Source organism: Ignavibacteria bacterium (assembly GCA_036262055.1).
Lineage (GTDB): Bacteria > Bacteroidota > Ignavibacteria > Tepidaquicellales > Tepidaquicellaceae > DATAJP01.
The window spans coordinates 111,611-136,912 of the sequence record DATAJP010000001.1 but is presented as its reverse complement, the minus strand read 5'-3'; the positions used below and the strand labels follow the sequence as shown (position 1 = coordinate 136,912).

Here is a 25,302-nt window from a genome sequence, read left to right as displayed (position 1 = left end):
TTCTGCCTTTTTACTTTTTACTTGCGAAATCTTTTACCATCGCTCCCAGATCATAAACATCTGCATCAAGTTCTCCTTCCGCGATGCTTGCTGCTGTAGCACCTCTTCCACCGCCTGCACAATGGAAAACCACCGGCTTGTCTTTCGGAACTTCATTTATTCTTTTTCTCAACTCATGCAAAGGGATTGTCTTTGCTTTATTAAAAATCAGTCCCTGCTTTGTCTCCGATTGATTTCTTACATCGACAATATTATATTTTTCAGGATGCTTCCTGAAATCCTCAATGTCAAACTCTTTCGACTTCACCAAACCGCTTGAAGGATTTGTCAAAACCCCCTCAACATTCACCTCGTAACCGATTTTTGCGATTCTCCCTAACATCATATCAAAATCATTCTCACTGTCGCAAATCAAATAAAATTTCTCACCGGGTTTTACAATAGAACCAAGCCATGTCTCAAACTTCAAGCTCTTCTCGATATTTATCGCACCTTTGACATGCCCGGCTTTGAATTTATCTTTGCTTCTTGAATCAACAACCGGAACACCTTTCTTAAGCTCACTCTCATTTGAAATTCTCGGAACCGCTTTTATGCTTTCTTCAAAGTCAGGTGCGCCTTTTCTGTTAAGCTCAACATTATATCCGAAGTAAGCAGGTATAAACGGCTGGTCTTCGAGCAGCGCATCTATGAATTCTTCTTTATTATTTATCTGGAACGCATAATTATCTTTTTTCTCCGCTCCAATAGTGCTGAAGCGTGCATCACTCAATGACTTTCCGCATAACGAACCGGCTCCGTGCGCAGGATAAACCAGAATATTATCACTAAGTTTTTTTAACTTTGTCTGCACAGTTTCAAACATCGAACCTGCAAGTTCTTCGCGCTTCTGATTTATGTTTCCTGCGGATTCGCGCAAGTCCGGTCTGCCCACATCACCCACGAACAATGTATCTCCCGATGCAATCGCGTAATCCTGTCCGTTCTCATCTTTGATTAGAAGCGTAATGCTGTCAGGTGAATGACCCGGAGTATTCACCACTTCAATTTTTATGTCACCGATTTTTATTTCATCACCTTCATCGACTGCTTTGTGAGGATATTCAACACCGACAAGCTTCCCGACATAAATATCCGCTCCGGTTTTTTTATGAAGCTCAAGATGCGAGCTTACAAAATCAGCATGAGGATGCGTCTCAATAACAGCAATGATTTTTCCATTATTATTTTTTGCATAATCCAAATATGGTCGCGGGTCCCTCGCGGGGTCAATTATTGCAATCTCGCCCTTGCTTAATATCGCATATGATGCATGCGCAAGATTATCGTCATAAAACTGTTTTATTTCCATAAATTTTTAAAATTCTTTATTTGTTTAAATTCGAAATAGGAAATCCGAAATCCGAAATTTATTTGTGAACCTCAAATCCTTTCTCGTTCCAGTCATTAATTCCTTTTTCAAGATTCAGCACTTCAGGAAATCCCATGAACTTCATCATGTTCATTGCCTGCCCGCTTCTGTTTCCCGAACGGCAATACAGCAAGTATTTTTTTCCTTTGTCGAGCTTCATTATTTCCATCTGGAATGTCGGTGAATAAAAATCAATCACAATGGCTTCCTTTAAATGCCCGTTATGAAATTCTTCTTCGGTGCGGACATCAATAAGCACGTGCTCGCCCTCTTCCATTTTCTTTTTAAAGTCTTCAGAGTTTATATGTTCGTGTTTCATATACCTTTTGTCATTCCTGCGGAGGCAGGAATCCATTTTTTTATTATTAAAAATTTATTTCAAAAAAATTTCTTTTATAAAAATATAAATCCCCATTGCTAAAATAAACCACCCGAAAGCAACTTTGAGCTTTGCAGATGCTACCTTTTTCACTAAAACACTTCCTATAAAAATTCCTGCAATCGAAATCAAAAGAAAAGTTAAAATTAAAGCCCAATTAATTTCATAACTCCCGGTCAGATCTCCCGCAAATCCCGTAAGTGAATTTATCGTAATAATTATCAGCGACGTCCCGACTGCTTCTTTCATTGGCATCTTTGCAAGCAAAACAAGTGCGGGAATGATGATAAACCCACCGCCTGCACCAATCATTCCGGTTATAATCCCCGTGCCTGCGCCGGAAAGAATTAAAATTAATTTCTCTTTACCCGTGAGTGAATTGTGCTCTTTTTCTTTCTTCACTCCGCCGAAAATCATAGACATCGAAGAAAACAAAAGCACTATGCTGAAAAATCCGAGTATGAAAGTTCCTTTTAAGACATGCACACCCGCAATATCAAACTCACCCGGTATCGCAGGCACAACAAGTTTTCGCATCGCAAACATAATTATCACTGCAGGAATCGCAAACAACAGCGACGACTTAATATTAATCAATCCCTGCCTGATGTAATTTATCGAACCTGCAAACGCAGTGCTTCCAACAATAAAAAGCGAATACACTGTTGCAAGAACTGGTTCAACATGAAACAAATAAACCATAATCGGTATGGTTAATATCGCGCCTCCTGCTCCGAGCATTCCCATAGAAATCCCTACAACCAACGCACAACAATACCCTATGATTTCTAAATCCATAATCTAATATCGAAGTCATTCCTGCGAAGGCAGGAATCCCAGTACTCACCCAAACAACTTCCTAAACTCATCCAGACTCTTCCTGCTCACACTACTCGGTTTCTCCCCTTTCTCATCATAAATAAATCTCTGGTTTACATTCTTACCTTTCATAACATTCTTCTTATTCATCTCTTTATAAAACTCCTCTGAGCTTTGCACTTCGCACCCGCAGACTTTCGCAAGCCCGCTTATCTCTCTATCAGAACTTACAACTTTCAACATCTTATGATTCTTAAACTTCTCTATAAATTCCCTCATCAAATCATCTGCTTTCTTCTTTCCCGAAAAAATCACATCGCTTCTATTACTCTCTCCAACTCCATCAAAATAAAAAATCACTTTGTCTTTCTTTCCAACAAAAGTCTTAACTCTCTCAATAATCGCAAGTTGATTATCCGCATTCCCATAAATCTTATGCATCAAATTATTTCCGTCTATGATTATCGTTTTCATATAGTAAAAATAAATTGTGTCATCCTGAACGAAGTGAAGGATCCCATTCATAAGGGGACTCTTCGCTGCGCTCAGAGTGACACATTAGAAATCACACCCTCTTCAAAATCTTCTGCCCCAGTTCCACAATCGATTTTATGTTATCCAAATCCTCCTTCGCATCAGCTTTTATTTCCATTCTGTCAGGCAGCACAGTAATCGTAATGTCATTATCCGATACCCACTCGAACTGATTCGCAAGAACTTCTTCAATTTCTTCATCGATGACATCACCTGGTCTTGCCTTTTCATGTGCAAGCGTCATGTATTGAAACTTAAACGCATCCGTCTTTCCAAAATCAATCTGCTTAATATCCTTCAGCTTCGCAGCGGTTGCCTCGCCAAGCACGTTCTTCAAAAAAAAACTAACAACGTTTTTATCGAACTCAACGTCCTGCGCATTCATCATATCGGACTTCCCGATGATAAACATATTATTAATTTTTATTCCCGGTGCTGAAAAAAGAAAATACGATGCAATCTCCGCATTCGCTCCTGTCGGATTTATTCCTGCAAAACCCTCCGGCTTTTCGATTAAACATTTGAAAACCCACGGATGCTTATTCGTAACTCCCGTCAATTGAAACTTAACATTTTTTTCCGGCTTCTTCGTCAGCTTAAGATTATTCGCATAAGCATAATCCTTAAGCTTTGAAAGATATGATTTGACTTTAAAGAAGTGATAAACAAACACTGCGGCAAACATCACCGCAAACAAAAGTAATATAAATATTAAATTTCTATCCAAACTCTATTCAATGTGCAATTAGCAATGTGCAATGAACAATTATTCTCTCGACACGAAGTTTTTGAAGTATACACAAAATGCACGAAATTTTAGAAACGTTTTTTTACTTTGTGTTTTTCGTGAATTCTTCGTGAACTTCGTGTAACTTTATAATATTATCGTTCACAACTTCACCACTTGAATCAAGGTCTTATCCTGTTCGGTCTTCTATGAAACGGTATCGCCTCTCTTATGTGCTCAAGATTACAAATCCAGCTTACCATTCTCTCAAGTCCCATCCCAAACCCCGAGTGCGGAACACTTCCGAACTTTCTCAAATCAAGATACCACTGAAAATCCGCCATGTCCAATTGATGTTCCTCGATTCTTTCCATTAGCAAATTAATATCATCCTCTCTTTGCGAGCCGCCGATGATTTCACCGAATCCCTCAGGTGCAAGTACGTCAACACCAAGAGCAATATCAGGATTCTTTGGGTCGCGCTTCATGTAAAACGCCTTTGCAATTGCAGGCCATCTGTGAACCATAACCGGCTTATCATAATCCTCGACAATCGCTTCCTCATGCGGTGCGCCAAAATCCTCACCCCATGGAAACGGTCTTATTTCTTCTTCACCGTTAGTAGTTTTTCTTATAAGCGGAATGTCCTTCTTATGCAAAATCGCAACAGCTTCATCATAAGTAATTCTCGGGAACGGCTTCTTCACGTTTTCAAGTTTCGATAAATCCCTGCCTAAAAGCTCAAGCTCCTCGCGTTTGTTTTTTATAACTCTCTGCACAACATACTCAAGAAAATCCTCAATCAAATCCATGTCATCTTCCAGATCATAAAAAGCCATCTCCGGCTCCATCATCCAGAACTCCGTTATGTGTCTGCGTGTCATTGAGTTCTCCGCTCTGAAAGTCGGACCGAACGTATAAACTTTTCCCAGTGCAAGCGCGCCTGCCTCTGCATAAAGCTGACCTGACTGTGATAAATACGCTTTGCCTAAATCAAAATAATCCGTCGAGAACAAAGTCGATGTTCCCTCGCATGCATTAGGCGTAAAAATCGGAGGGTCAAACAAAGTGAACCCGTTATCATAAAAATAATCTCTTATTGCCTGAACAATTTCGCTTCTCACTTTCAGAATCGCAATCTGTCTCGGCGAGCGAATCCATAAATGTCTTCTGTCGGCAAGAAACTCAACACCGTGCTCCTTCGGAGTAATCGGGTACGGCTCTGCGATTTGCAAAATTTCCAAATCACTCACCTGAAGCTCATATACATTTTCTTTCTTCGGATGTTTTGAAACTGTTCCTTTCACAATTACCGATGACTCCTGTGTAAGCTTTCCAAAATCCTCCCACACTTTTTCAGAAACAGCCGCTTTCACGACCACCCCTTGAATCATTCCCGACCCGTCACGAAACTCCGGAAACATAAGCTTTCCCGATGAACGGATATTATAAAGCCACCCCTTTATGGTAACTTCCTGCCCGACATAATCTGCGATTTTGCCAATATAAACTCTATTTTTATTCTCCACGATAAATAATTAATTATTAATAATTAACGATAATAAATGCGAATATCCGAATGAGAAATACGAATAACCGAATTAAGTTAGTGAACTACAAAAATAGCGATTTTAGAGGAGTAAAGAAATGGCAGCGTCTTGTCTTTCCTGCGAAAGCAGGAATCCAGGTTAGCATGAATTAAAAGAAAATGCCATAAAGAGCACAAAGCATCACAAAGAAAAAATTAAACACAAAATCACGAAAACACAAAATCCCTCCTTATGTCATTCCCGCGCAGGCGGGAATCCAAGCAAGGAAGAAAACAAAAGGAGAAATTCTTACAAACAAAAAACTCAAAAACCCAACCCACGAATTAAATACAATTTATTTATTCTCAAATTTTATTAACTTTAAATAGCTGAAAGTTAAAATCATAACCGCCATGAAAAATATTAAATTTTTCTTACTTTTTATTCTCTTAAATACAATATCATCAAATAAAATCTATTCACAATGGTTTTGGCAAAACCCTATACCGACTGGTAACCGAATTAACGGGGTTGAATTTTTAAATGAGAATACAGGATGGTTCGTTTGTAATGCTGGAACAATTATTAATACCACAAATGGGGGCAATACATTTAATCTAAATCAAAATATAACATCAAATAATCTATATGATATATGTAAATATAATAATTATATATTTATCAGTTCAGATTCTGGAAAAATAATTAAAAGTTCGGATAACGGAACACATTGGCAAGTTATTTCTTCAAATATAACTGATGTATTATCATCAATTCATTTTGTAAATGAAAATACTGGGTGGGCAGCAGGGAATATTAGGACAATATATAAAACTATCAATGGAGGTATAAATTGGCAAGTACAAGTTCAACACACTGGTACGGACCTTAATGTTGTGTATTTTATTAATGCAAATACAGGATGGGCAGGAGGTTCTGGATTTTTGCGAAAGACGACTGATGGCGGTGCAAATTGGTTTTTTCAAACACTCGGTTCTTTTGCTGATTGCAGAGCTATAAAATTTTTAAACGAAACCACAGGATGGATATGCGGTTGGAGCGGGAATCTGTATAAAACAACAAATGCTGGAATAAATTGGATAGATAAAAATTTTACCGGATACAATTTCTATTCAATCAGCATTATAGACAATAACAATTTAATTGTTGGCGGCGATAGAACTTATTTAACAACTAATTCTGGAAATAATTGGATTACTATAAGTTCAGATTCCACATGGTTATATCATCCGTACTTTGTAAACACTAATGTTGTATATGCCGGAGCAAGCACTGCTATCTGGAAATCTATGGATGGTGGTTTTAATTGGTCCAAATTAACACCTAGACAATTACCTTACATGAGTCAAAACCATATTAATTTTTTGAATGAAACCACTGGTTGGATATTCGGATTTAATGGAAGAATTATTAAATCAACAAATGGAGGAAATAATTGGATTAACCAAAGTTTTAATAACTTTTATCCAGGTAATAGTTCATTTATTAATGTAAATACAGGATTTCTTGGAACTTTTGGAGGTGATTATTTTAAAACAACTAATGGTGGAAACAATTGGGAAATAAACGATACTAAATTAAATGTTATAAAAATTAATTTCATAAATGAATTAACGGGATGGATGCTTGGTCGTGAATTAATAATAAAAACAACAAATGGAGGATTAAATTGGACTATACAATATTCAATCGAAGGTCAAGGTGACAGATTTACAAACATAGATTTTTTTAATGACCAAACCGGATTGGTCTCATGTGATTATGGAGAAATCTTGAGAACGCAAAACGGAGGGTCTAATTGGACAATTATGCAGTTAGATGTTATATATCATAATTTTTTTGATGTAGATTTTTCTAACTCTAATGTATGGGTAGCAGGGGATAGCGGTCTTGTTTATAGAAGCACTAATTATGGGATTAATTGGGAAAGGCAAATGACAGGGGTAAAATCAGTTCTCAAATCAATCGATTTTGTTAATGATTATACCGGATGGATTGTTGGAAGAAACGGAACAATTATTAAAACAATAAATGGAGGTCTAAATTGGAGTAAACAAAATAGTTACACAAACTATGAGTTATTCTCTATAAGTATGGTTAACAGTAATACCGGCTGGATAACTGGCGATAATGTAACTGTTCTAAAAACAACAAATGGTGGTGAACCTGTAAATATAACTCCTATTCATACAAGCATAGTTTCTAATTTCAATCTTTATCAAAACTATCCAAACCCTTTTAACCCAACAACAAAAATTACTTTCGATATTGCAAAATCTTCTAAAGTGGAATTGAAAATTTATGACTCATTAGGTAAGGAAATTACTACTCTCATAAATTCACAATTTCTTCAAAATGGTAAATACATAATTGATTTTAATTCACAAAACTTACCGAGTGGAATTTATTTTTATAGATTAAAATCTGATAATTTTACACAATCGAGAAAAATGATAATTTTAAAATAAATTTTATGGATTCCTGCCTTCGCAGAAATGACAAAAGTATCCTAACCCCTTTTCACTTTCCTCCCGAATCCTCTTTGCATATTTTTAACCGTGAATTAATTCGCGAACATCCGCGCAATTCGTGGGCAGTTGTTTTTCCTCTGTGCTCTCTGTGGCAAATTTTTAATCCGTGCAATTTGTGCTAATCTGTGCAAATTCGTGGTTAAGTCGTTTTTTGAGTTCTTTGCGTCTTTGCGGCAAAATGTTTATACCGAGGAATATATCAATAGCATCTCAACTCGCAATTTCCCCATTTCACAACTTCTTAACTTGAATACTTCGCACTTGAAATTCTGACTAATAAACTATAAATTATCAACTGTTAAATTAAACCCGAGTAAAAAATGGCAAGAAAAATTACGCCTTCACTACTCACCCTGATAACGCTTTTTAGTCTTTTTAGCTTCAAAAACGGCTATTCACAAAATTTGCCTTATACGGCTCCTACCGTAACTCTAAACGCAAATTTTAACGGAAATCTTGCAGCGCTTGATTTTTACGGCACTTTTTATTCCGACAATACCGGCGGCAATTATGGTGCAATCTGGGGACGCGGCGGCTCGCTTAATGTTAAAATCGGTCTCGGTCAGCAAAAATATTACAGGTTTGTCATTGCCGCAGAGTATAACAAAATGATAAACGACAACTTCAATGACATCCCGTTTTTTGTTATCAACCCTAAAGGTGCCGCAACAAATTATGACATCATAACCGGAGGACTCGGCATTGAATACGTTACCAAGCCGCGCTGTCCGGAAAGATTTTTCATCGGCGGCGGACTAACAGGAAACCGCATCAGCGCTCCATCAGGCAATGCACTCGGTGACTTCGACCCTGCTTTCAGATTCGGCGCTATGATAATGGGCGGGTATGAATATGCTTTCGGTCAAAAAGGTCAGTTCGGAATTAATCTCGGAATGAGATTTAACTACATAAATCTTTTTAATTCAAGCTTCGACTCAACCGCAGGAAGTTTTAACATCAATGACGGTTACGGAACTCTCGGCTTCAAAAGAAAAATTGCGATGCTTTCTCTCAACTTCGGATTTATTTTTACTCTCGGTCAGAAACCCGTTTTCATGAGACAAAAACCTCCGACAATTAATCCAACAGGATAATTTTTTGCCTCTAAGGCACAAAGCCGCAAAAATTTTAATCCCGTTTATTTTTAAACGGGATTTTTTTTATCCCTAATATTTTAATTTTTTTCTTCGAGTCTTTGAGACTTTGCGGCAGTTAACTTAAGGCATCATTTCACGCATTGAACCTATAAATTATTATGGTTATATTTAGAGTTAATTTTTTAAGTAGTTTATATTCAATTTATATTGGCTGAGAATTCGTTTTTAGATAAAATAGTTGTAAAAGGCGCACGCGTCCATAACCTCAAAGACATTGATGTAGAAATTCCCCGTGATGCACTTGTTGTGTTCACAGGGCTTTCCGGTTCGGGAAAATCATCCCTTGCTTTCGATACCATATATGCCGAGGGACAGCGCAGATTTATGGAAACTTTGTCTGCTTATGCCCGTCAGTTCATTGGTGGCATTGAGCGTCCCGACGTTGATAAAATCGAGGGACTTTCCCCTGCGATTTCAATCGAGCAGAAAACAATTTCTCATAACCCACGTTCGACTGTCGGCACGGTCACGGAAATTTATGATTTTCTCCGTTTGCTTTTTGCAAGATGCGGAACGCAGTTCTCTCCCGATACAGGCAAAGCAGTAACGCGCCAGTCAATCGATCAGATTATCGACCACATCTTTAAGCTCAAAGAAGGCACAAAGATTTCAATACTTGCCCCCGTCATCAAAGGTCGCAAGGGACATTACCGCGAGCTGTTTCAGGAAATTGTAGATGACGGTTTCACAAAAGTACGTGTCGATGGTAATATACTCGACATAACTCCGAAAATGCAGGTCGAGAGATTTAAAATTCACGATATCGAAATAGTTGTTGATAGAGTTACTGTGAACGAAAAATCAAAGATGCGCATTTATGATTCAATCGAAACCGCGCTTCGTCACGGTGACGGCGTTGTAATCATAAACGACGGCAAGGATGACAAGATGTATAACGAAAAGCTTTCCGACCCTGAAACGGGAAGAAGCTTTTCCGAACCTGCACCGAATTCTTTTTCATTCAACTCTCATTACGGATGGTGCGATGAATGCTTCGGGCTTGGCGAGCGGAAAGAAATCGATACAGATAAAATTTTTCCTGACAAGGAGCTCTCGATTAATCAGGGAGGCATAGCTCCAATCGGCAAGCCGAAACAAAATTGGATTACTTCTATAATTGAAGGAGTTGTCACGCATTATAATTTTACTTTCGATGACCCAATAAAAGAATTTTCTCATCAGCTTATTGATTCGTTGCTTAACGGAACAACCGACAAAGTTTCTTATACTTACACAAATTCACTCGGTAAAAAAACGCAGTATTATGGGAAGTTCAACGGAATAATTAATTACATAAAGCATTTTGAAAAAGATTCTTCATCCGAAAGCATCCGACAATGGGCTGAAAGCTACATGCGCATTGATAAATGCCCCGTCTGCAAAGGCGGACGCTTGCAGGAAGACGCATTATGGGTAAAAATAAATGGCAAAAACATTTACCAGATTACGCAGATGTCAATCCGCGAAGCACGAAAATTCTTTGATGGACTTGTTCTCGATGAACGCCAGATGATTATAGCAAAGGAAATTCTTAAAGAAATCAAAATGCGTCTTGATTTTCTTTTGAACGTCGGACTCGATTATCTCTCGCTCGAACGAAGCGCTAAAACGCTTTCAGGCGGCGAAGCGCAGCGCATAAGACTCTCTACACAAATCGGCTCACAGCTAACTGGAGTTTTATATATTCTCGATGAACCGTCAATAGGTTTGCATCAGCGAGATAACATAAAATTAATAAATTCATTAAAGCATCTCCGCGACATAGGTAATTCAATCATAGTTGTCGAACACGACAAAGAAATGATTGAGGCAGCAGATTTCATCGTTGACCTAGGTCCCGGAGCAGGTGTACACGGCGGAAAAGTTGTTTCATTCGGGCATCCGGAACAGCTCAACGGACAATCAGTTACGGCAGAATATCTTTCAAAGAAAAAAGTTATTTCAATTCCAAACAAGCGTCGTCAGGGCACGGGAGCATTTCTCACTTTAAAAGGCGCAACCGGAAATAATCTAAAAAATGTTACATTAAATATTCCCCTCGGAAAATTCATAACTATTACAGGAGTAAGCGGTTCGGGAAAATCTTCATTAATTAACGAAACACTTTTCAGATTGCTATCGCAGAAATTTTATAAAACTCCCGAAAGACCTCTGCCTTATAAAACTATAGAAGGATTCAGCAAACGTGTTGAAGGACGTTACGTAAAAATAATCGATAAGGTAATCGAAATCGACCAGTCGCCTATTGGCAGAACACCGCGAAGCAACCCCGCTACATACACGGGCTTGTTTACTTTCATTCGTGATATTTTTGCAAACCTGCCTGATTCAAAAATCCGCGGATATAAAGTCGGACGTTTTTCATTTAACGTTAAAGGCGGAAGATGTGAAGCTTGCGAGGGCGCGGGTCTGAAAAAAATTGAAATGAATTTCCTTCCCGATGTTTATGTCACGTGTGACGTTTGTAACGGAAAGCGATACAATCATGAAACTCTTGAAATAAAATACAAAGGCAAATCCATCTCGGATGTTCTCGATATGACCGTCGAAGATGCTTTGAGTTTCTTTGAAGCTGTTCCTTCGCTTAAAAGAAAATTACAGACTTTGAACGACGTTGGCTTAGGTTATATCAAACTCGGTCAGCAGGCAACAACATTATCCGGCGGAGAAGCCCAGCGTGTAAAACTCTCAACCGAACTTTCAAAAGTTCAGACAGGAAGAACCGTTTATATTCTCGATGAACCGACAACAGGACTACACTTCGAGGACATAAGAATGCTTCTCGAAGTATTAAGCAAGCTTGCAGATAAAGGCAACACCGTAATCGTAATCGAACACAATATGGATGTGATTAAATCCGCAGATTGGATAATTGACATGGGACCTGAGGGTGGTGAAGCAGGCGGTCAAATTATTGCAGAAGGCACTCCCGAAGAAATCGTCAGTAAATACAAAAACATCAGCTATACAGCACAGTATCTGGAAAAAGAACTAGACTAATTAAGTCCTCCTTTGGAGGAGGATTTAGGAGGAGGACTACTTCTCCACTTCATTCGCAGCGCCGTGATATACTTTCCCGTTAAAAACAAAAAATGCCTCATAAGTATATTTCACTTCTGACATTCCATCACTGCACCCTTCGCATTTTCTGAGAAGAATCATTGCCGAAGCATCTTTGTTTGAAACCTCGAAAGCAAATCCATATCCTTCAGATGTCCCTTCCATATTTTTCTTCTTAATCGAATCAAATTTAATTTTTGGAGAATCCATTAAATCAAATTCGGCGTTGTTACTAGTAATCATCAAACTCCAGAACGGCTCCGTTCCGATAATCTGGTATTTTGCTGAAGATTGAGAGTAAGAAATGTTTGAAATAAACAAAAACGCGATTAACGCAAAAGTTGTTTTCATAATGCTAACCCCCGTTTAGTTAGTATGAACTTTTTGAAAATTATTGATAATAAATATCGCTTATATAATTTAATTAAGCAATAACTTTTTCAGAAATTGTCCTGTGTAAGAACCTTTATGCTTTGCTACTTCTTCAGGTGTACCTGTTACAACGATTTCACCTCCCGCATCACCGCTTTCAGGTCCTAAATCGATGACATGGTCAGCAGATTTAATAACTTCAAGATTATGTTCGATTATCACAACCGAATTTCCTTTCTTAATTAACTGCTCAAAACATTTCAATAATTTCGCAATGTCGTAATAATGCAATCCTGTTGTCGGCTCGTCAAAAACAAATAAAGTATTGTTCCCCTTTTCCTGGAACGATAAATGATACGCAAGCTTAACCCGCTGAGACTCGCCTCCCGATAAAGTCGCACCTGATTGCCCAAGTCTTATGTAACCTAAACCGACATCTTCGAGAATTTTTATCTTGTTATAAATTTTCGGATATGGCTTAAAAAATACAAGAGCTTCGCTCACAGTCATATTGAGAACTTCACTGATGTTTTTCATTTGACCGCCGTTGCCGTTTCCACCTTTTATTTTCACATCCAGCACATCCATTTTATACCGTTTCCCTTTGCAGACTTCACATTCGAGAATTATGTCAGCCATAAACTGCATTTCTATTTTTATCACGCCTGTTCCTTCACAAGTTTCGCATCTTCCTCCTGGAATGTTAAAAGAAAAATATCCCGAGTTCATACCGTGTTTTTTTGCTGAAGGTGTTGAAGCAAAAAGTTCCCTGATAACATCAAACCCTTTTATGTAAGTTATCGGATTACTTCTCGAAGTTCTTCCTATTGGCGACTGGTCAACGATTTCAATCGCATCGATGTTTTGTATTCCCTCAATCGAATCATACTCTCCTATTTTCTCATTATAATACCCCTCAAGTCTTTTCTTAACACCGCCATAGAGAATATTATTTACAAGTGTTGATTTTCCCGATCCGCTTACTCCCGTAATGGCGACAAATCTGTTAAGAGGAATTTTTATATCGATTCCCTTCAGATTATTTTCGCGAGCTCCTTTTATGTCTATAAATTTTGTTTCTTTATTTACATCTCTTCTTGCAATTGGAACCTCAATTTTCATAGTTCCATTCAAGAATTTTCCCGTTAAAGAATTTTTATCGGTTAAAATTTCATCGTATGTTCCCTGAAACACAAGATTTCCTCCAAGCTCACCTGCGTATTGACCTATGTCGATTATTTCATCTGAAGATTTCATCATATCGGAATCATGCTCAACAACAAGCACTGAATTACCGATATCTCTCAAAGATTTCATTATGTTTATAAGTTTCTCGTTATCCCTCGGATGAAGACCGATTGACGGCTCATCAAGAACATAAATCGAACCGACAAGTGAAGAACCAAGTGAGGTCGAAAGATTAATTCTCTGTGACTCTCCTCCGGACAAAGTATTAGAAAGTCTGTCAAGTGTCAGATAAGAAAGTCCGACTTCATTCAGATACTTCAACCTGAAAATAATTTCTTCGATTATTCTTCCTGAAATTTCTTTTTCCGAATCAGTAAGCGAAATGGTATTAAAAAATTCATATGCCTCATCGATTTTCATTCTCACTATGTCGAAAATAGTCTTGCCATTTATCTTAACATAAAGCGCTTCCTTGCGCAAACGCGAACCTCCGCATTTTGTGCAGATGGTGAACGCGCGATAACGATTCAGAAACACTCTGTAATGAAGCTTATACGCAGCTTCTTTTTCTATCTGCCTGAAAAATTTATGAATGCCTGCATATTTCTTTCCTCCGTTGAATACGAAATCCAACTGTTTTTCATTCAGCTTATTAAAAGGAATGTGAATATCAATATCATAATCATCTGCTTCATTTATTAAGTCAGTCAAATGTCGGGTATGTTTCGGCGTTGTGAACGGCTGAATTGCGCCTTTGAATATCGATTTTTTCTTATCGGGAATTACCAAATCCATGTCTATGTCCATTATTTTCCCGAATCCCTGGCACCTGTCGCATGCGCCAAACGGATTGTTGAACGAAAATAATCTCGGCTCAGGATCTTCAAACTTCATTCCGTCACGCTCAAGAAAATAATTATAATTAAAATCTTCAAAGTCATCATTGTTGAACACACGCACAATTACATATCCGCTGCTTTCTTTATAAGCTACCTCAATTGCATCATTAAATCTTGAAAGAGATTCCTTATCGCCCGGGTAAAAATTAATTCTGTCAATTAAAACTTCAAAACTTTCTTTCTTGCTCTTCTTAATTTTCTTCAACAATTCTTCTTCAGTTGAATCATTGAAATCAAAAATTTCATCATTAATCAGAATTTTATAAAAACCTGTTGCCTTTAAATCCTTAAACTTTTGTTTAAGCTTCTGTTCGTTTTCAAAAATAAAACTATAAAAAACATAAAGCTTGGTTTTTTTGTTTTCGATAATATGCGATATGTCCTCACTGATTGAATCGGGAGAATCTTTCGTAACCATCTTTCCGCTTACAGGTGAATACGTTTTTCCTATCCTTGCAAAAAGCAATCTCAGATAATCATAGATCTCCGTTGATGTTCCTACCGTCGAGCGCGGATTTCTTGTTCTGGTCTTTTGTTCGATAGCCATCGAAGGCGCAAGTCCGGCAATGTAATCAACCTCCGGCTTGTTCATTCTTTCAAGAAACTGTCTTGCGTAAGATGACAATGACTCTACGTATCTTCTCTGTCCTTCTGCATAAATAGTATCGAATACAAGTGACGATTTTCCCGAACCGCTCACACCCGTAACAACAACAAGCTTATTTTTAGGAATGTCTATATTTATGTTTTTAAGATTATGCTGATGAGCACCTCTGATGACAATGTTTCTTTTCGGGTCTGATAAATTGTTCACTGTGCCGTTTATTGCCATCTTTCCGTTTTTCTGTTTCTTAGTCTTAGCCATAATTATTTAAGTGTAAACATTAAAGATACCGAAAATCATTTTTATTTTCAGCGGAATTTTTTGTCCAAACCTTAGAATTTTCTGTCTATACAAAAGTGTAAAATATTCAAGCAATGTAAATTCAATGTATATTCATCATTTTTTTATTTATTTTTATGAGGAACTTATATCCTTTTTATAAGTAATATAACTTGGAATAATTTAATAAATTCTTATTCTATCCTAATTAAAAACTAAATTAAAAAACCCAATGAAAAAGATTTACACGGTAATTTTAGTGTTTTTTGCATTATTATTTATTTCAAATGTTGCATCTGCTCAGATGACACAATACAACTGGAGTGAATACGATATGAAGTTCAGTATTCCAAAAAGTTTTTATGTTGAAGAAAATAACAGAAGTAAATTTTCTGCAGGTGATGATAATGTCTGGCTTACAATTTTCCCACAGACAGGTTCGCCTCTAACTTATGACGAAATGCAGGGTCAGTTATCTGACTGGGCTGGACGCAGCGGTGTTTCTTATTCTACAATGAACACCGATTTATATAACAACGGCTATTGGGGAGTTTACATCGACGGAACAGCAGAAAATGGCTTGCCTGTTTTTGTTGCTCTTTATATTCACCCTGATTATCCTTCACAATATTTTTATGTATGGATTAACTATAAATCAAGCTGGGTTGACCAGGCAGCAGAAATTCTCAGAAGCTTCCAACCGACCATATAAATTTTATAAATTTCTGAATTTGTGATTAAAATGGGGCATAATAAGCCCCATTTTTTTTATGATTTATTTCAGGTTTTACGGAAGAGGGAACTTTTTACTTTGAATTTACTTTTCATTACTTGTAGTATGAGATATATGTTAAAGATATTAATTGTTTTATTTATTGTTTTTATTGCATCCAAAACCCAGGCTCAGGAACTTTTCATAAACTCTCCCGCCGCTGCAAATATTTCCAAAGGTCGCCTTGAGGTCCGCAATAACATTATGGTATATGATAATTTCAAATATTATCATAACGCATTCGAAATTAACTACGGTGTTACAGGTCGGTTGACTTCATACAATCATTTTTATTACGCAACCAATGAAGGATATAAATTCATAGGTGATTTTGAACCTATGCTGCGTTACAGATTTTATGATATCGACAGCAGGAATCAGCATATAAGATTTGCAGGACAGGTTGGCTTCAGAATTCCCGTTGATTCCAGACCCATCGTAAGTGATGCGGTTGAGTATGAGCTTCACCCCGGTCACCGCATAAAAGTTTTTAATTTTGTGAATGACATAACAGTTCCAATAATAGATTTCCACACAACTGATAACTACACTCTGCGCTCCGACATAATTGGAACGGGTTTATTTCATAAGCTTGCAGTAAGCGCGCATGCAGGGTATAATATCAACATGCCTAAAAGCGATTTCAAATTCGGCAACTATTGGGACTTCGGACTTGCATTCGGTTATCTTTTATATCCTGTTGAATATGAGAGCTTCGATGAAGTTAATTTGAATTTATATCTTGAGAACAAAGCATGGTTTTTTGAAAAAAATAAATTTTTAAACCAGACAGTTACAAACTCAGGCGGTTTTCGTGCGGATACTTATCTAGGTCTGCAGACAATTTTTTATTCTTCTCTTATCATAGAGGGCGGCTATAAATTCCCTCTTCATTCAAATGAATACGCGGAAACTAAGCTCCAAAAACGCCCCGGTGCATGGCAGTTCAGCGTCAGATATCTCTTTTTCTTATAATCTCCGCCTCTTTTAGCCAAAAATTCCCTTAAAAGAAACAAATATATTTAATATATTTTCATAAATAACTCAAATTTATGAAAACAATTATACTCGCTGGAATTCTATTCATAATTTTATCAATAAATACAAATGCTCAAAGCGGAGGCGAATGGCATCAGACACTTAACGGACGAAATGTATGGTCGCTTACTATTCATCCACCCGGTGGAAATACAATTTATGCGGGCGGATTAACCGGAGCAAATTCAAGAATATGGAAATCAACAAATGAGGGTTTAAGCTGGGATACGATTTACATCGGTTCAGGACAAACAATGTGGGAAATTGCTTTCGATGCAAACAATAGCATGTACGTAGCCAATTATTCAACGGGTGTCTTGAAATCAACGAACGCAGGACAAACTTTTACGATTATTGATGCTTCAAACTTTTCCAATAAAAATGTTCAGGGTATAAAATGTGGACCGAACAATCACGTTTATGCAACCACATCAACAGGGTTTTTCAGAAGCACAAACGGCGGAGCTAACTGGACAGAAAGCGCAACAATGGTCGGGTTAAATTGCCTTCCTCTTCTCGTCGATAAGGACAGTGCAAACATAATTTATGTGGGTGTCTCATCCGGTGCGGGAACTGGTATTGGAGTTTACCGTTCGACTGATTTTGGTGTAACCTTCAGTGCAAACCTTAACCCGAATAAAAACGGATATAATTTAACCCAAACTCCAAACGGAAACTTATACATGGTTACAACAACAGCCCCGTATAATTTTGACAAATCTACAAATAAAGGTCTCACTTGGACAACAGTTTCCAATACTCCCTCTGCAATGAGAGGGCTAACAAGTACGGCTGTTACAATACCGGCATTTTTATTTACCGGTGGGAATAATGGTGTTTTCATTTCGCAAAACGATGGAGTTAACTGGTCAAATTATGGCGCATTTACAATTTCAACAACACCATTAGCTGCAAAAAATAATAGAATTTTTGCAGGAACATCCGGCAGTGCAAACGGTGGTGTCTGGTGGGCGCATATTCCTTTAGTTAATATAGAACAAATCTCAAATTCTATTCCTGATAAATTTTTACTAAAACAAAATTATCCGAATCCTTTTAATCCTTCAACGAGCATTGAATTTAAAATTGCCAAATCAAGCTTCACAAGCTTGAAAGTGTATGATGTAAACGGGAAAGAAGTTTCTGAATTGATAAATCAAAATTTATCCGCCGGAACTTATAAAATTGATTTTAACGCAGGAAACTTTTCAAGCGGAATATATTTTTACACTTTAAAGACAAATAATTTTCAGGAAACAAAAAGAATGGTGTTAATAAAATAATCCTATGAAAAAAATAATACTATTTATTATTTGTGCGTTTTATACAAATGTTACCGCTCAAAGTAGTTGGCAAATAATGCAAGCCCATTCTACTGATAATAAAATGTTTTCAATTCCCGAATCTTCTATAACATATATTATTGGCGCAAAGGATTTTATTTTAAAGTCAACAAATAACGGTATTAATTGGATAACTTTAAGTACGGCTGATATTGACGGTTCATACACTTCCATTTCCTTTATTAATTCTGAAACGGGATGGATTACTTCATCATCAACCCCTAATAACATATTGCAAAAAACTACAAATGGAGGAATTAATTGGTCAATAGTTAATTTGGGTTCATTGCAATATGTTCTTTCTGCTAAATTAATTAATGAAAACACAGGGTTTGTAATAAAACAGTTTCCCTCGCAAGTATATAAAACATCTAATAATGGTGCAAATTGGATTTTAGTCAATCTCCCTTTTTCGACTTTTATGTTCTATGCTTTAACAGATCAAATTCTTTATTGTTATCAATCTGATCCTATAAAACTGGCGCGAAGTACAAACAGTGGTCAATCCTGGGATACAATTTATTCAGCAAATGGACAATTAACTGTGGAACAAATAAATTTCTTAAATAACAATACAGGCTGGATTATTGGACAGATTGGAGTTAGTGGTTCATATAATGCTCTATATACTACAAATGGAGGTACTAATTGGAATGGACAACTAATCTCATCTTCAAACTCGCAATTAAAACAAATTAACTTTCTCAATAATTTAACATTTTATTTAACCCGTAATTCCTTCTTATGGAAATCTACGAATAGCGGAATAAATTGGCTTCAACACTCTTCTCTTTCCGTTGTTGACTTAGTATATATTAAAAATCCTAACTTAATGCTTGGAGTTGATAATTATGGTTTAGGTGGGATCTATAAATCAACTGATGAAGGTTTAAATTGGACTTCATACTTTAATACTTCTGATTATGAATTTAGAGCTCTATATTTTTTAAATGACCAAACAGGATGGATTTGTGGGCGAGAAAATGCTATTTATAAAACGGTAGATGGTGCCCAAACTTTAACAAGGGTTGAAGTAAATCCAACAGGTTCAAGTTTTTTAAACTCAATGGATTTTATAAACAGCCAGTTTGGGTGGGCTGTTGGTGGTTTATCGGGTGTTAATGAAGTTTTTAGAACTGAAAACGCTGGTTTAAATTGGCAGTTGCAGAATTTTCCAACAAATGACTATGAATCAATTTGGAAGATTAAATTTACAAACACTACAACCGGCTTCATCATAAGTCGAAACGAAGCAAATCAAGCAGGAAAAATTTATAGAACTACTAATTTTGGTGATAATTGGATGTCTCCAACTGTGTTATCTCAATTTAATCCTTCCGGAATTTGTAAAAGTGGAACAAATACAATGTGGGTTTGCGGTGGATATATATTTAATAATACTGGAAAAATATGTAAAACAATAAATAATGGAGATAACTGGATATTAACTCATACATTTTCAAATTCTTACTTGTATGACATTGAATTTATTAATGAGAATACCGGTTTTGCGGGAGGAAAAAGCGGTGTTGATGGTTTGCTTTTAAAAACAACAGATGGAGGTGATTCTTGGATTAATATTACACCTCCGAATACAGGGGATATTCATTCTATTGAAGTAAAAAATGATGGATATTTATTTGTATTATCCGAACCACATTCCGACCCAACAATGGGTAAAGAAAAATTTAAGATTTCATTAGATTTTGGAAATACGTGGAAACCAGCACAACAAAAATTAGTTGGAGAATATTTTTCTGCATATTTTTCGTCTTCAAATACTGGCTATATCGTGGGAGAAGGAGGTCTTATAATTAAAACAACAAATAGAGGTATTACTTATGCTAATATAATATCTGAAAATATTCCTGAAACTTATTCGCTTCTTCAAAATTACCCTAACCCTTTTAATCCGTCAACAAAAATTAAATTCGAAATTCCACTAAAATCAAAAATTTCAATATTAATTTATGATATAACTGGAAAACAAATTGCAAAAGTAATTGATAATGAGATCTTTGAATCTGGAACTTATGAGACTGAATTTAATGCTACTGGATTTGCAAGTGGAATATATTTTTATAAATTAATTTCAGATAGGTTTACTCAAACAAAAAGAATGGTTCTGATAAAATAATTTAGGCTGCTCAAAAATATTTTTATTCCCCCTTAGCAAAGGGGTCAGGGGTTGTTAAAATTTACTTCAACAGCTTATTCAGTTCTCTCTGGAATTTTTTGTGGGATTTATAATGAATGGTCTTTATTCCGCATTTTGATGCGGATAAAATGTTTTCTTTAACGTCGTCGATTAAAATCGTCTCCTTTGGTTTCAGCCCATATTTGTTCATAACATATTTAAAAATTTTCTTTTCCGGCTTCACCATTTTGATTTTATAGGATAAAATCCTGTTTTTAATTAATTTTATAATCGGGTAATTATTAGCTATAAAATTATAATGTGCGGAATCCGTATTAGACAATAAAAAAACTTTATAATTTTTTTCCTCAAGAAGCTTCTCAAGTAACTTCAGCATCTGGGCATTTTCCCAGAAAATATCCGAATACAAATAAATAAAATCTTTAAATCCGATTTTTAAATTAAATTTCTTTTTAAGTATTTTGAAGAATTGCTTGTGGTTGATTCGACCGGTAAATAAATCACGGTCAAGTTTTTGTTCAGTGATGTGCTTTACAAACTTGTTAACATTTAATCTTCTCTCGAGCTGCGCAACTCCGTTATAAAAATAATAAAAATCATAATATATAAGAGTATTGCCTAAATCAAAAATTATATTTTTTATTTTTGCCTGAGCCAAAATTACAATTCTTTTTTCTCAAGAATGTTTAATTTATCATCAAGCTTGTATAAAATCGGGTGTCCCGTCGGGATTTCAGTTTCAAGAATTTTTTCTTTCGACATATTTTCAAGATACATCATCAATGCCCGCAAGCTGTTGCCGTGTGCGGATATAATTACATTTCTCCCCGCCAGCAAATCTGGTTTAATGTATTTTTCATAATAAGGAATAACCCTTGCTGCAGTGTCTTTCAGACTCTCCCCGTTTGGAGGAGCGATGTCATAGCTTCTTCTCCAGATTTTCACCTGCTCATCACCGAATTTTTGTCTGGTCTCGTCTTTGTTAAGTCCCTGCAAATCACCATACATTCTTTCATTAAGAGCCTTATCTTTGGAAATGGGAATATTGTCCTGATTAATATTTTTCAGAATTATGTCGAGCGTTCTTTGTGCGCGCACTAAATCCGACGTATAAGCAACATCGAATTTATAATCCTTCAATCTCTCGCTCGCTTTATTAGCTTCTTCAATACCCTTTGGCGAAAGGTCAATGTCAATCCACCCGGTGAATTTATTTTCAAGATTCCATTGCGACTGTCCGTGACGGACTATTACAAGATTTGGCATATGTTATTTAATTTTTTAAAATTATTTCCATTTAATCGAACAACCCATCGAAGGCACTTGTTCGAAATCGATTTCTTTTCCCTCAAGAAGATAATTTATTGCTTTCTCTAAATCGCGCTCCATTACTTTCTCTTCTTCTTTCCAGTTATCATCAAGCCTTCCGCGGTATTTTAACCTGCGTTCTTTATCATACACATAAATATCAGGAGTGCATATTGCATCATACTTCTTTGCAGTTTCCTGAGTATCATCGACAAGATAAGGAAAAGTGAAGTCGTGCTTCCTTGCAAACTCAATCATCTTATCAAAAGAATCTTCAGGATAGATTGCCGGGTCGTTGGGATTTATTGCAATCAGCTGGACTCCTTTGCCTGCATATTTCTTCTGAAGCTCTGACAGGCGTTTTACAACCGCTTTCACATACGGACAATGATTGCAGATGAATGCAATAATGATGACATTCTTATTCGTGAAATCGGATAGTGAATAAATATTCCCGTCAGTTCCCTTAAGAGAAAAATCAATAATCGGAGAGCCAAGATTATTAAGATTGCTGTATCGGAGTGCCATTAAAAGGTTTCTTCATCCTCATCCTCTTCAATCATCTCGGGATGAAAATCTTCGTAAATAAACTTAACGTGATTGTTGCCTTTTTTCAAATCTTCCATGTCCTGATTGAATACTTCCTCGGTAATGAAACGGTATTTTTCACTGACAGGGTAATCATTCTGAAAATGAATGATTATGTTTTTATCATCAAGAAGGCAGATGAGCTTTTTGTATTCATCTTTCAGTTTTTCTGAATCAAGCTCATTTGTTTTCTTGAATTTTGGCTTCCCTATCTTGTCGAAGACCTTGACGACTTTTGCATCTTTATATTCTTTGTCGTGTTCCTCTACAAAGTGCTTAAATTCTTCCTCTTCTTCGTCCTCATCGACTTCTTCGACAAATGTATCTTCCTCATAGTCGTCATCAATCAGGTTAAAAGATTCCTCATCTGTATCCTCAGACTTGCCCTTCTTTTTTTTGTTTTCCTCTTTTTTTGAAGCTTTTGTTTCTTTCTTTTTGTTAGCCATTAGAAAAATTTCTTTATTGGTAATCGTAATAGTTTGTCAATATTTACCTCTTTCTACAAAGATAAAATTATAAAAAAATATTTCAAGTTTATTAATATTTCATTCTACTATGGTTTGACTTGCAATGTTTCAGAAAAAACATAGCGCACCCATAAATTAAAAATAACAAAAATAAATCAAAACACAAAACATTTAATTACTAAAATCTGCTGAACTGATACAAATTTATTTATAATAAATTAACATATAAATATATTATGGGAATAATAAAAATTAAAGAATCAAACCTGTCCAGAACGCCCCCATGTCCCGGTATAATATGCGACGAATCCTTAACCCCGCAATATCGTTTCAAAAGCGATTCAAACAAATCACCCACCTGGGAAAATATCCCTACTAAAATCCCAATTATCAATGCTTTCATAAATGTCACTTCAGGAGCTGCAAAATAAAAAATGAGAGCAAAAATTATGGTAAAGATAAATCCAATCACCGAACCTTCAATCGTTTTTTTCGGACTGATTGAGGAAAGCTGATGTTTGCCAAACATTTTCCCGCCGAAATAAGCAAACGTATCACATACCCAGACGAGAATGATTATAAAAATTAAATAATTAAAACCCGGAGTGTTCACTATAACATTCATGAACATAAACGGAAGAGCGATATAACTGAACCCAAATAGAGATATAAATACATTGAATGGGTTTAATCCTTTGCCTCTCAATATTTCAAAAACAATTGATAAAAAAACTATAAGTATGAAAAAATAATACACAGGAATACCATTATAATAATAAAGTATCATCGAGCACAATGATACGCCAATCATTGTAAACTTAAATACGTTATATCCCTTCAGCTGGAACATTGAATAAAATTCCCATAATGCAATTCCCGAAATCAAAAGCGATAAAATAAAAAAATAAATTCCACCCTGATAAATTATAAAAAGAAAAATGGGAATTGCTATAATGCCGACGATTACTCTTGTTAATGTATTAGACAAGGTTTTCTGTTGATTCCTGAATAATTAATGGTTTTTTGTAACGAAACTTTATTATAAAATAAATACAAATACACGATAAAATTAATGAAGGTATACCCAATAAAATGGTCGTTGTTGTTTCATCCGTCGTAAAATCACCCGTAAAATTTTCTCTGCCGTATATATATACTTGCAATGCCGCAAAACAATTTGATATAAAATGGCATATTATCGCCGTGTATAAACTATTCGTGCAGATAACAACTAATGACAAATAAATTCCCAATACTATTAATGGAATTGCATTCAGTAGCTGAAAATGAAAAAGTCCGAACAAAATACCGCATATTATAATAGAAACTGCTTTTGAAGCTATTCTCTCAAGATTTTTCAGAATAAGTCCACGGAATAAAAATTCTTCACAGATTGCAGGAGTAACTGCAATAATAAAAATTACCAACAACAGTTCACTAATGGAATATGACGAAACAATATTAAGCATATACTTATCAATGCTTTCATATAAATCCTTTACAACATAATAAACCTTATTTATACCGGGAATGGAAGACAAAACTTTATCTTGAACCATCACATAAAGAGGTAAAGTCGGCTGAATACAAGCAATTCCAATTAGGCTGTATACAAAAACATCTTTTTTCGGTGCATTCAACCGGAAAAAAATTTTAAACTCATTTCCCTGTAAATAACTTAATGCTATTGCCGGAAGAAAAAGAAACATAAACTGTGTGAACGGGATTGTTAACCTTGTAAGTTGTAAATCCTTAATTTCGGTTAAGTCACCGCCCGATATTAAAGCACTTAAAACCCCTCCAATCACAACGTATGTGATAAACACAACAAAAAAAGTCAGTATTATAAAAAATATAGGATTAAGATTTGCTAACGGCGCTTGCTTAACTTTTATTTCCTGATGCTGAAAATTCTCTTCCAAATATTTCTATATTATTATATAATTATTAACAATGTTAACATTTCGTTAAGATTGTCAAAATGAACCTCTTTTTAAAGTTAATTCAATTCTCAACTACCTTATTATGTCATTCCCGCGAAGGCGGGAATCTAAGCTAATATGATTATAGATTAATTTGTTATATTCAAATATGATGATGGATATAAGCAACCCTTAT

At 35.9% G+C, this 25,302-nt stretch carries 21 protein-coding genes; 7 read left to right on the top strand and 14 right to left on the bottom strand.

Translation table 11 applies throughout. The annotated features are described in order from the left end of the window. Nucleotides 1-10 precede the first annotated feature (10 nt). The 6 genes from VHP32_00620 to asnS form a co-directional block, all read right to left on the bottom strand. A complete protein-coding gene (locus VHP32_00620) occupies nt 11-1,351 on the bottom strand; it encodes a rhodanese-like domain-containing protein (protein HEX2786382.1) in 1,341 nt (446 codons plus the stop codon). Nucleotides 1,352-1,409: 58 nt separating this feature from the next. Further along, on the bottom strand, nt 1,410-1,766 hold the full coding sequence (locus VHP32_00615; GenBank protein ID HEX2786381.1) for a rhodanese-like domain-containing protein: 357 nt from the start codon (nt 1,764-1,766) through the stop codon (nt 1,410-1,412). Between the two features lie 18 nt (nt 1,767-1,784). Then, entirely contained in the window at nt 1,785-2,588 is an 804-nt protein-coding gene (locus tag VHP32_00610; GenBank protein ID HEX2786380.1) for a sulfite exporter TauE/SafE family protein, read from the bottom strand. 45 nt (nt 2,589-2,633) lie between these two features. Further along, entirely contained in the window at nt 2,634-3,083 is a 450-nt protein-coding gene (locus VHP32_00605; protein HEX2786379.1) for an NYN domain-containing protein, read from the bottom strand. A gap of 91 nt (nt 3,084-3,174) precedes the next feature. Further along, nucleotides 3,175-3,870: a hypothetical protein gene (locus tag VHP32_00600; protein ID HEX2786378.1), complete on the bottom strand. Its 696-nt coding sequence runs from the start codon at nt 3,868-3,870 to the stop codon at nt 3,175-3,177. Between the two features lie 182 nt (nt 3,871-4,052). Next, nucleotides 4,053-5,399 carry an asparagine--tRNA ligase gene (asnS, locus tag VHP32_00595; protein ID HEX2786377.1) on the bottom strand — a complete coding sequence of 449 codons (1,347 nt, stop codon included), beginning with the start codon at nt 5,397-5,399 and terminating at the stop codon, nt 4,053-4,055. 413 nt (nt 5,400-5,812) lie between these two features. Between asnS and VHP32_00590 the strand changes: the two genes are divergently transcribed. The 3 genes from VHP32_00590 to uvrA (VHP32_00580) all read left to right on the top strand — a co-directional run bounded on the left by VHP32_00590 (nt 5,813) and on the right by uvrA (VHP32_00580) (nt 12,108). Continuing rightward, nucleotides 5,813-7,888 carry a YCF48-related protein gene (locus VHP32_00590; protein HEX2786376.1) on the top strand — a complete coding sequence of 692 codons (2,076 nt, stop codon included), beginning with the start codon at nt 5,813-5,815 and terminating at the stop codon, nt 7,886-7,888. A gap of 383 nt (nt 7,889-8,271) precedes the next feature. Then, on the top strand, nt 8,272-9,045 hold the full coding sequence (locus tag VHP32_00585; GenBank protein HEX2786375.1) for a hypothetical protein: 774 nt from the start codon (nt 8,272-8,274) through the stop codon (nt 9,043-9,045). Between the two features lie 210 nt (nt 9,046-9,255). Then, on the top strand, nt 9,256-12,108 hold the full coding sequence (gene uvrA / locus VHP32_00580) for an excinuclease ABC subunit UvrA (GenBank protein ID HEX2786374.1): 2,853 nt from the start codon (nt 9,256-9,258) through the stop codon (nt 12,106-12,108). Between the two features lie 36 nt (nt 12,109-12,144). On the opposite strand, the gene VHP32_00575 is transcribed toward uvrA (VHP32_00580), so the two are convergent. After that, nucleotides 12,145-12,519: a hypothetical protein gene (locus VHP32_00575; GenBank protein HEX2786373.1), complete on the bottom strand. Its 375-nt coding sequence runs from the start codon at nt 12,517-12,519 to the stop codon at nt 12,145-12,147. A 69-nt stretch (nt 12,520-12,588) separates the two neighbouring features. Then, nucleotides 12,589-15,492, bottom strand: a complete 2,904-nt coding sequence (gene uvrA / locus VHP32_00570; protein HEX2786372.1) for an excinuclease ABC subunit UvrA — start codon at nt 15,490-15,492, stop codon at nt 12,589-12,591. 250 nt (nt 15,493-15,742) lie between these two features. On the opposite strand from uvrA (VHP32_00570), the gene VHP32_00565 reads away from it, so the two are divergent. From VHP32_00565 to VHP32_00550, 4 genes are all read left to right on the top strand, one after another. Next, a complete protein-coding gene (locus VHP32_00565; GenBank protein ID HEX2786371.1) occupies nt 15,743-16,222 on the top strand; it encodes a hypothetical protein in 480 nt (159 codons plus the stop codon). 135 nt (nt 16,223-16,357) lie between these two features. Continuing rightward, entirely contained in the window at nt 16,358-17,257 is a 900-nt protein-coding gene (locus tag VHP32_00560) for a hypothetical protein (GenBank protein HEX2786370.1), read from the top strand. A gap of 77 nt (nt 17,258-17,334) precedes the next feature. Beyond that, a complete protein-coding gene (locus tag VHP32_00555) occupies nt 17,335-18,603 on the top strand; it encodes a T9SS type A sorting domain-containing protein (GenBank protein HEX2786369.1) in 1,269 nt (422 codons plus the stop codon). Nucleotides 18,604-18,607: 4 nt separating this feature from the next. Next, on the top strand, nt 18,608-20,800 hold the full coding sequence (locus VHP32_00550; protein HEX2786368.1) for a YCF48-related protein: 2,193 nt from the start codon (nt 18,608-18,610) through the stop codon (nt 20,798-20,800). A 61-nt stretch (nt 20,801-20,861) separates the two neighbouring features. On the opposite strand, the gene VHP32_00545 is transcribed toward VHP32_00550, so the two are convergent. The 6 genes from VHP32_00545 to VHP32_00520 all read right to left on the bottom strand — a co-directional run bounded on the left by VHP32_00545 (nt 20,862) and on the right by VHP32_00520 (nt 25,106). Further along, nucleotides 20,862-21,479, bottom strand: coding sequence for an HAD-IA family hydrolase (locus VHP32_00545; protein HEX2786367.1), 618 nt, complete (start codon nt 21,477-21,479; stop codon nt 20,862-20,864). 2 nt (nt 21,480-21,481) lie between these two features. Then, nucleotides 21,482-22,087 (bottom strand): 2,3-bisphosphoglycerate-dependent phosphoglycerate mutase, encoded by a 606-nt coding sequence (locus VHP32_00540; GenBank protein HEX2786366.1) that lies wholly within the window; start codon nt 22,085-22,087, stop codon nt 21,482-21,484. A 21-nt stretch (nt 22,088-22,108) separates the two neighbouring features. Next, nucleotides 22,109-22,657 carry a thioredoxin family protein gene (locus VHP32_00535; protein HEX2786365.1) on the bottom strand — a complete coding sequence of 183 codons (549 nt, stop codon included), beginning with the start codon at nt 22,655-22,657 and terminating at the stop codon, nt 22,109-22,111. Further along, nucleotides 22,657-23,163: a hypothetical protein gene (locus tag VHP32_00530; protein HEX2786364.1), complete on the bottom strand. Its 507-nt coding sequence runs from the start codon at nt 23,161-23,163 to the stop codon at nt 22,657-22,659. The genes VHP32_00535 and VHP32_00530 overlap by 1 nt, the downstream gene beginning before the upstream one ends. Before the next feature lie 229 nt (nt 23,164-23,392). Then, a complete protein-coding gene (locus tag VHP32_00525; protein HEX2786363.1) occupies nt 23,393-24,172 on the bottom strand; it encodes a phosphatidate cytidylyltransferase in 780 nt (259 codons plus the stop codon). Further along, a complete protein-coding gene (locus VHP32_00520; GenBank protein HEX2786362.1) occupies nt 24,165-25,106 on the bottom strand; it encodes a CPBP family intramembrane glutamic endopeptidase in 942 nt (313 codons plus the stop codon). Before VHP32_00520 ends, VHP32_00525 begins: the two co-directional genes overlap by 8 nt. Nucleotides 25,107-25,302 lie beyond the last annotated feature (196 nt).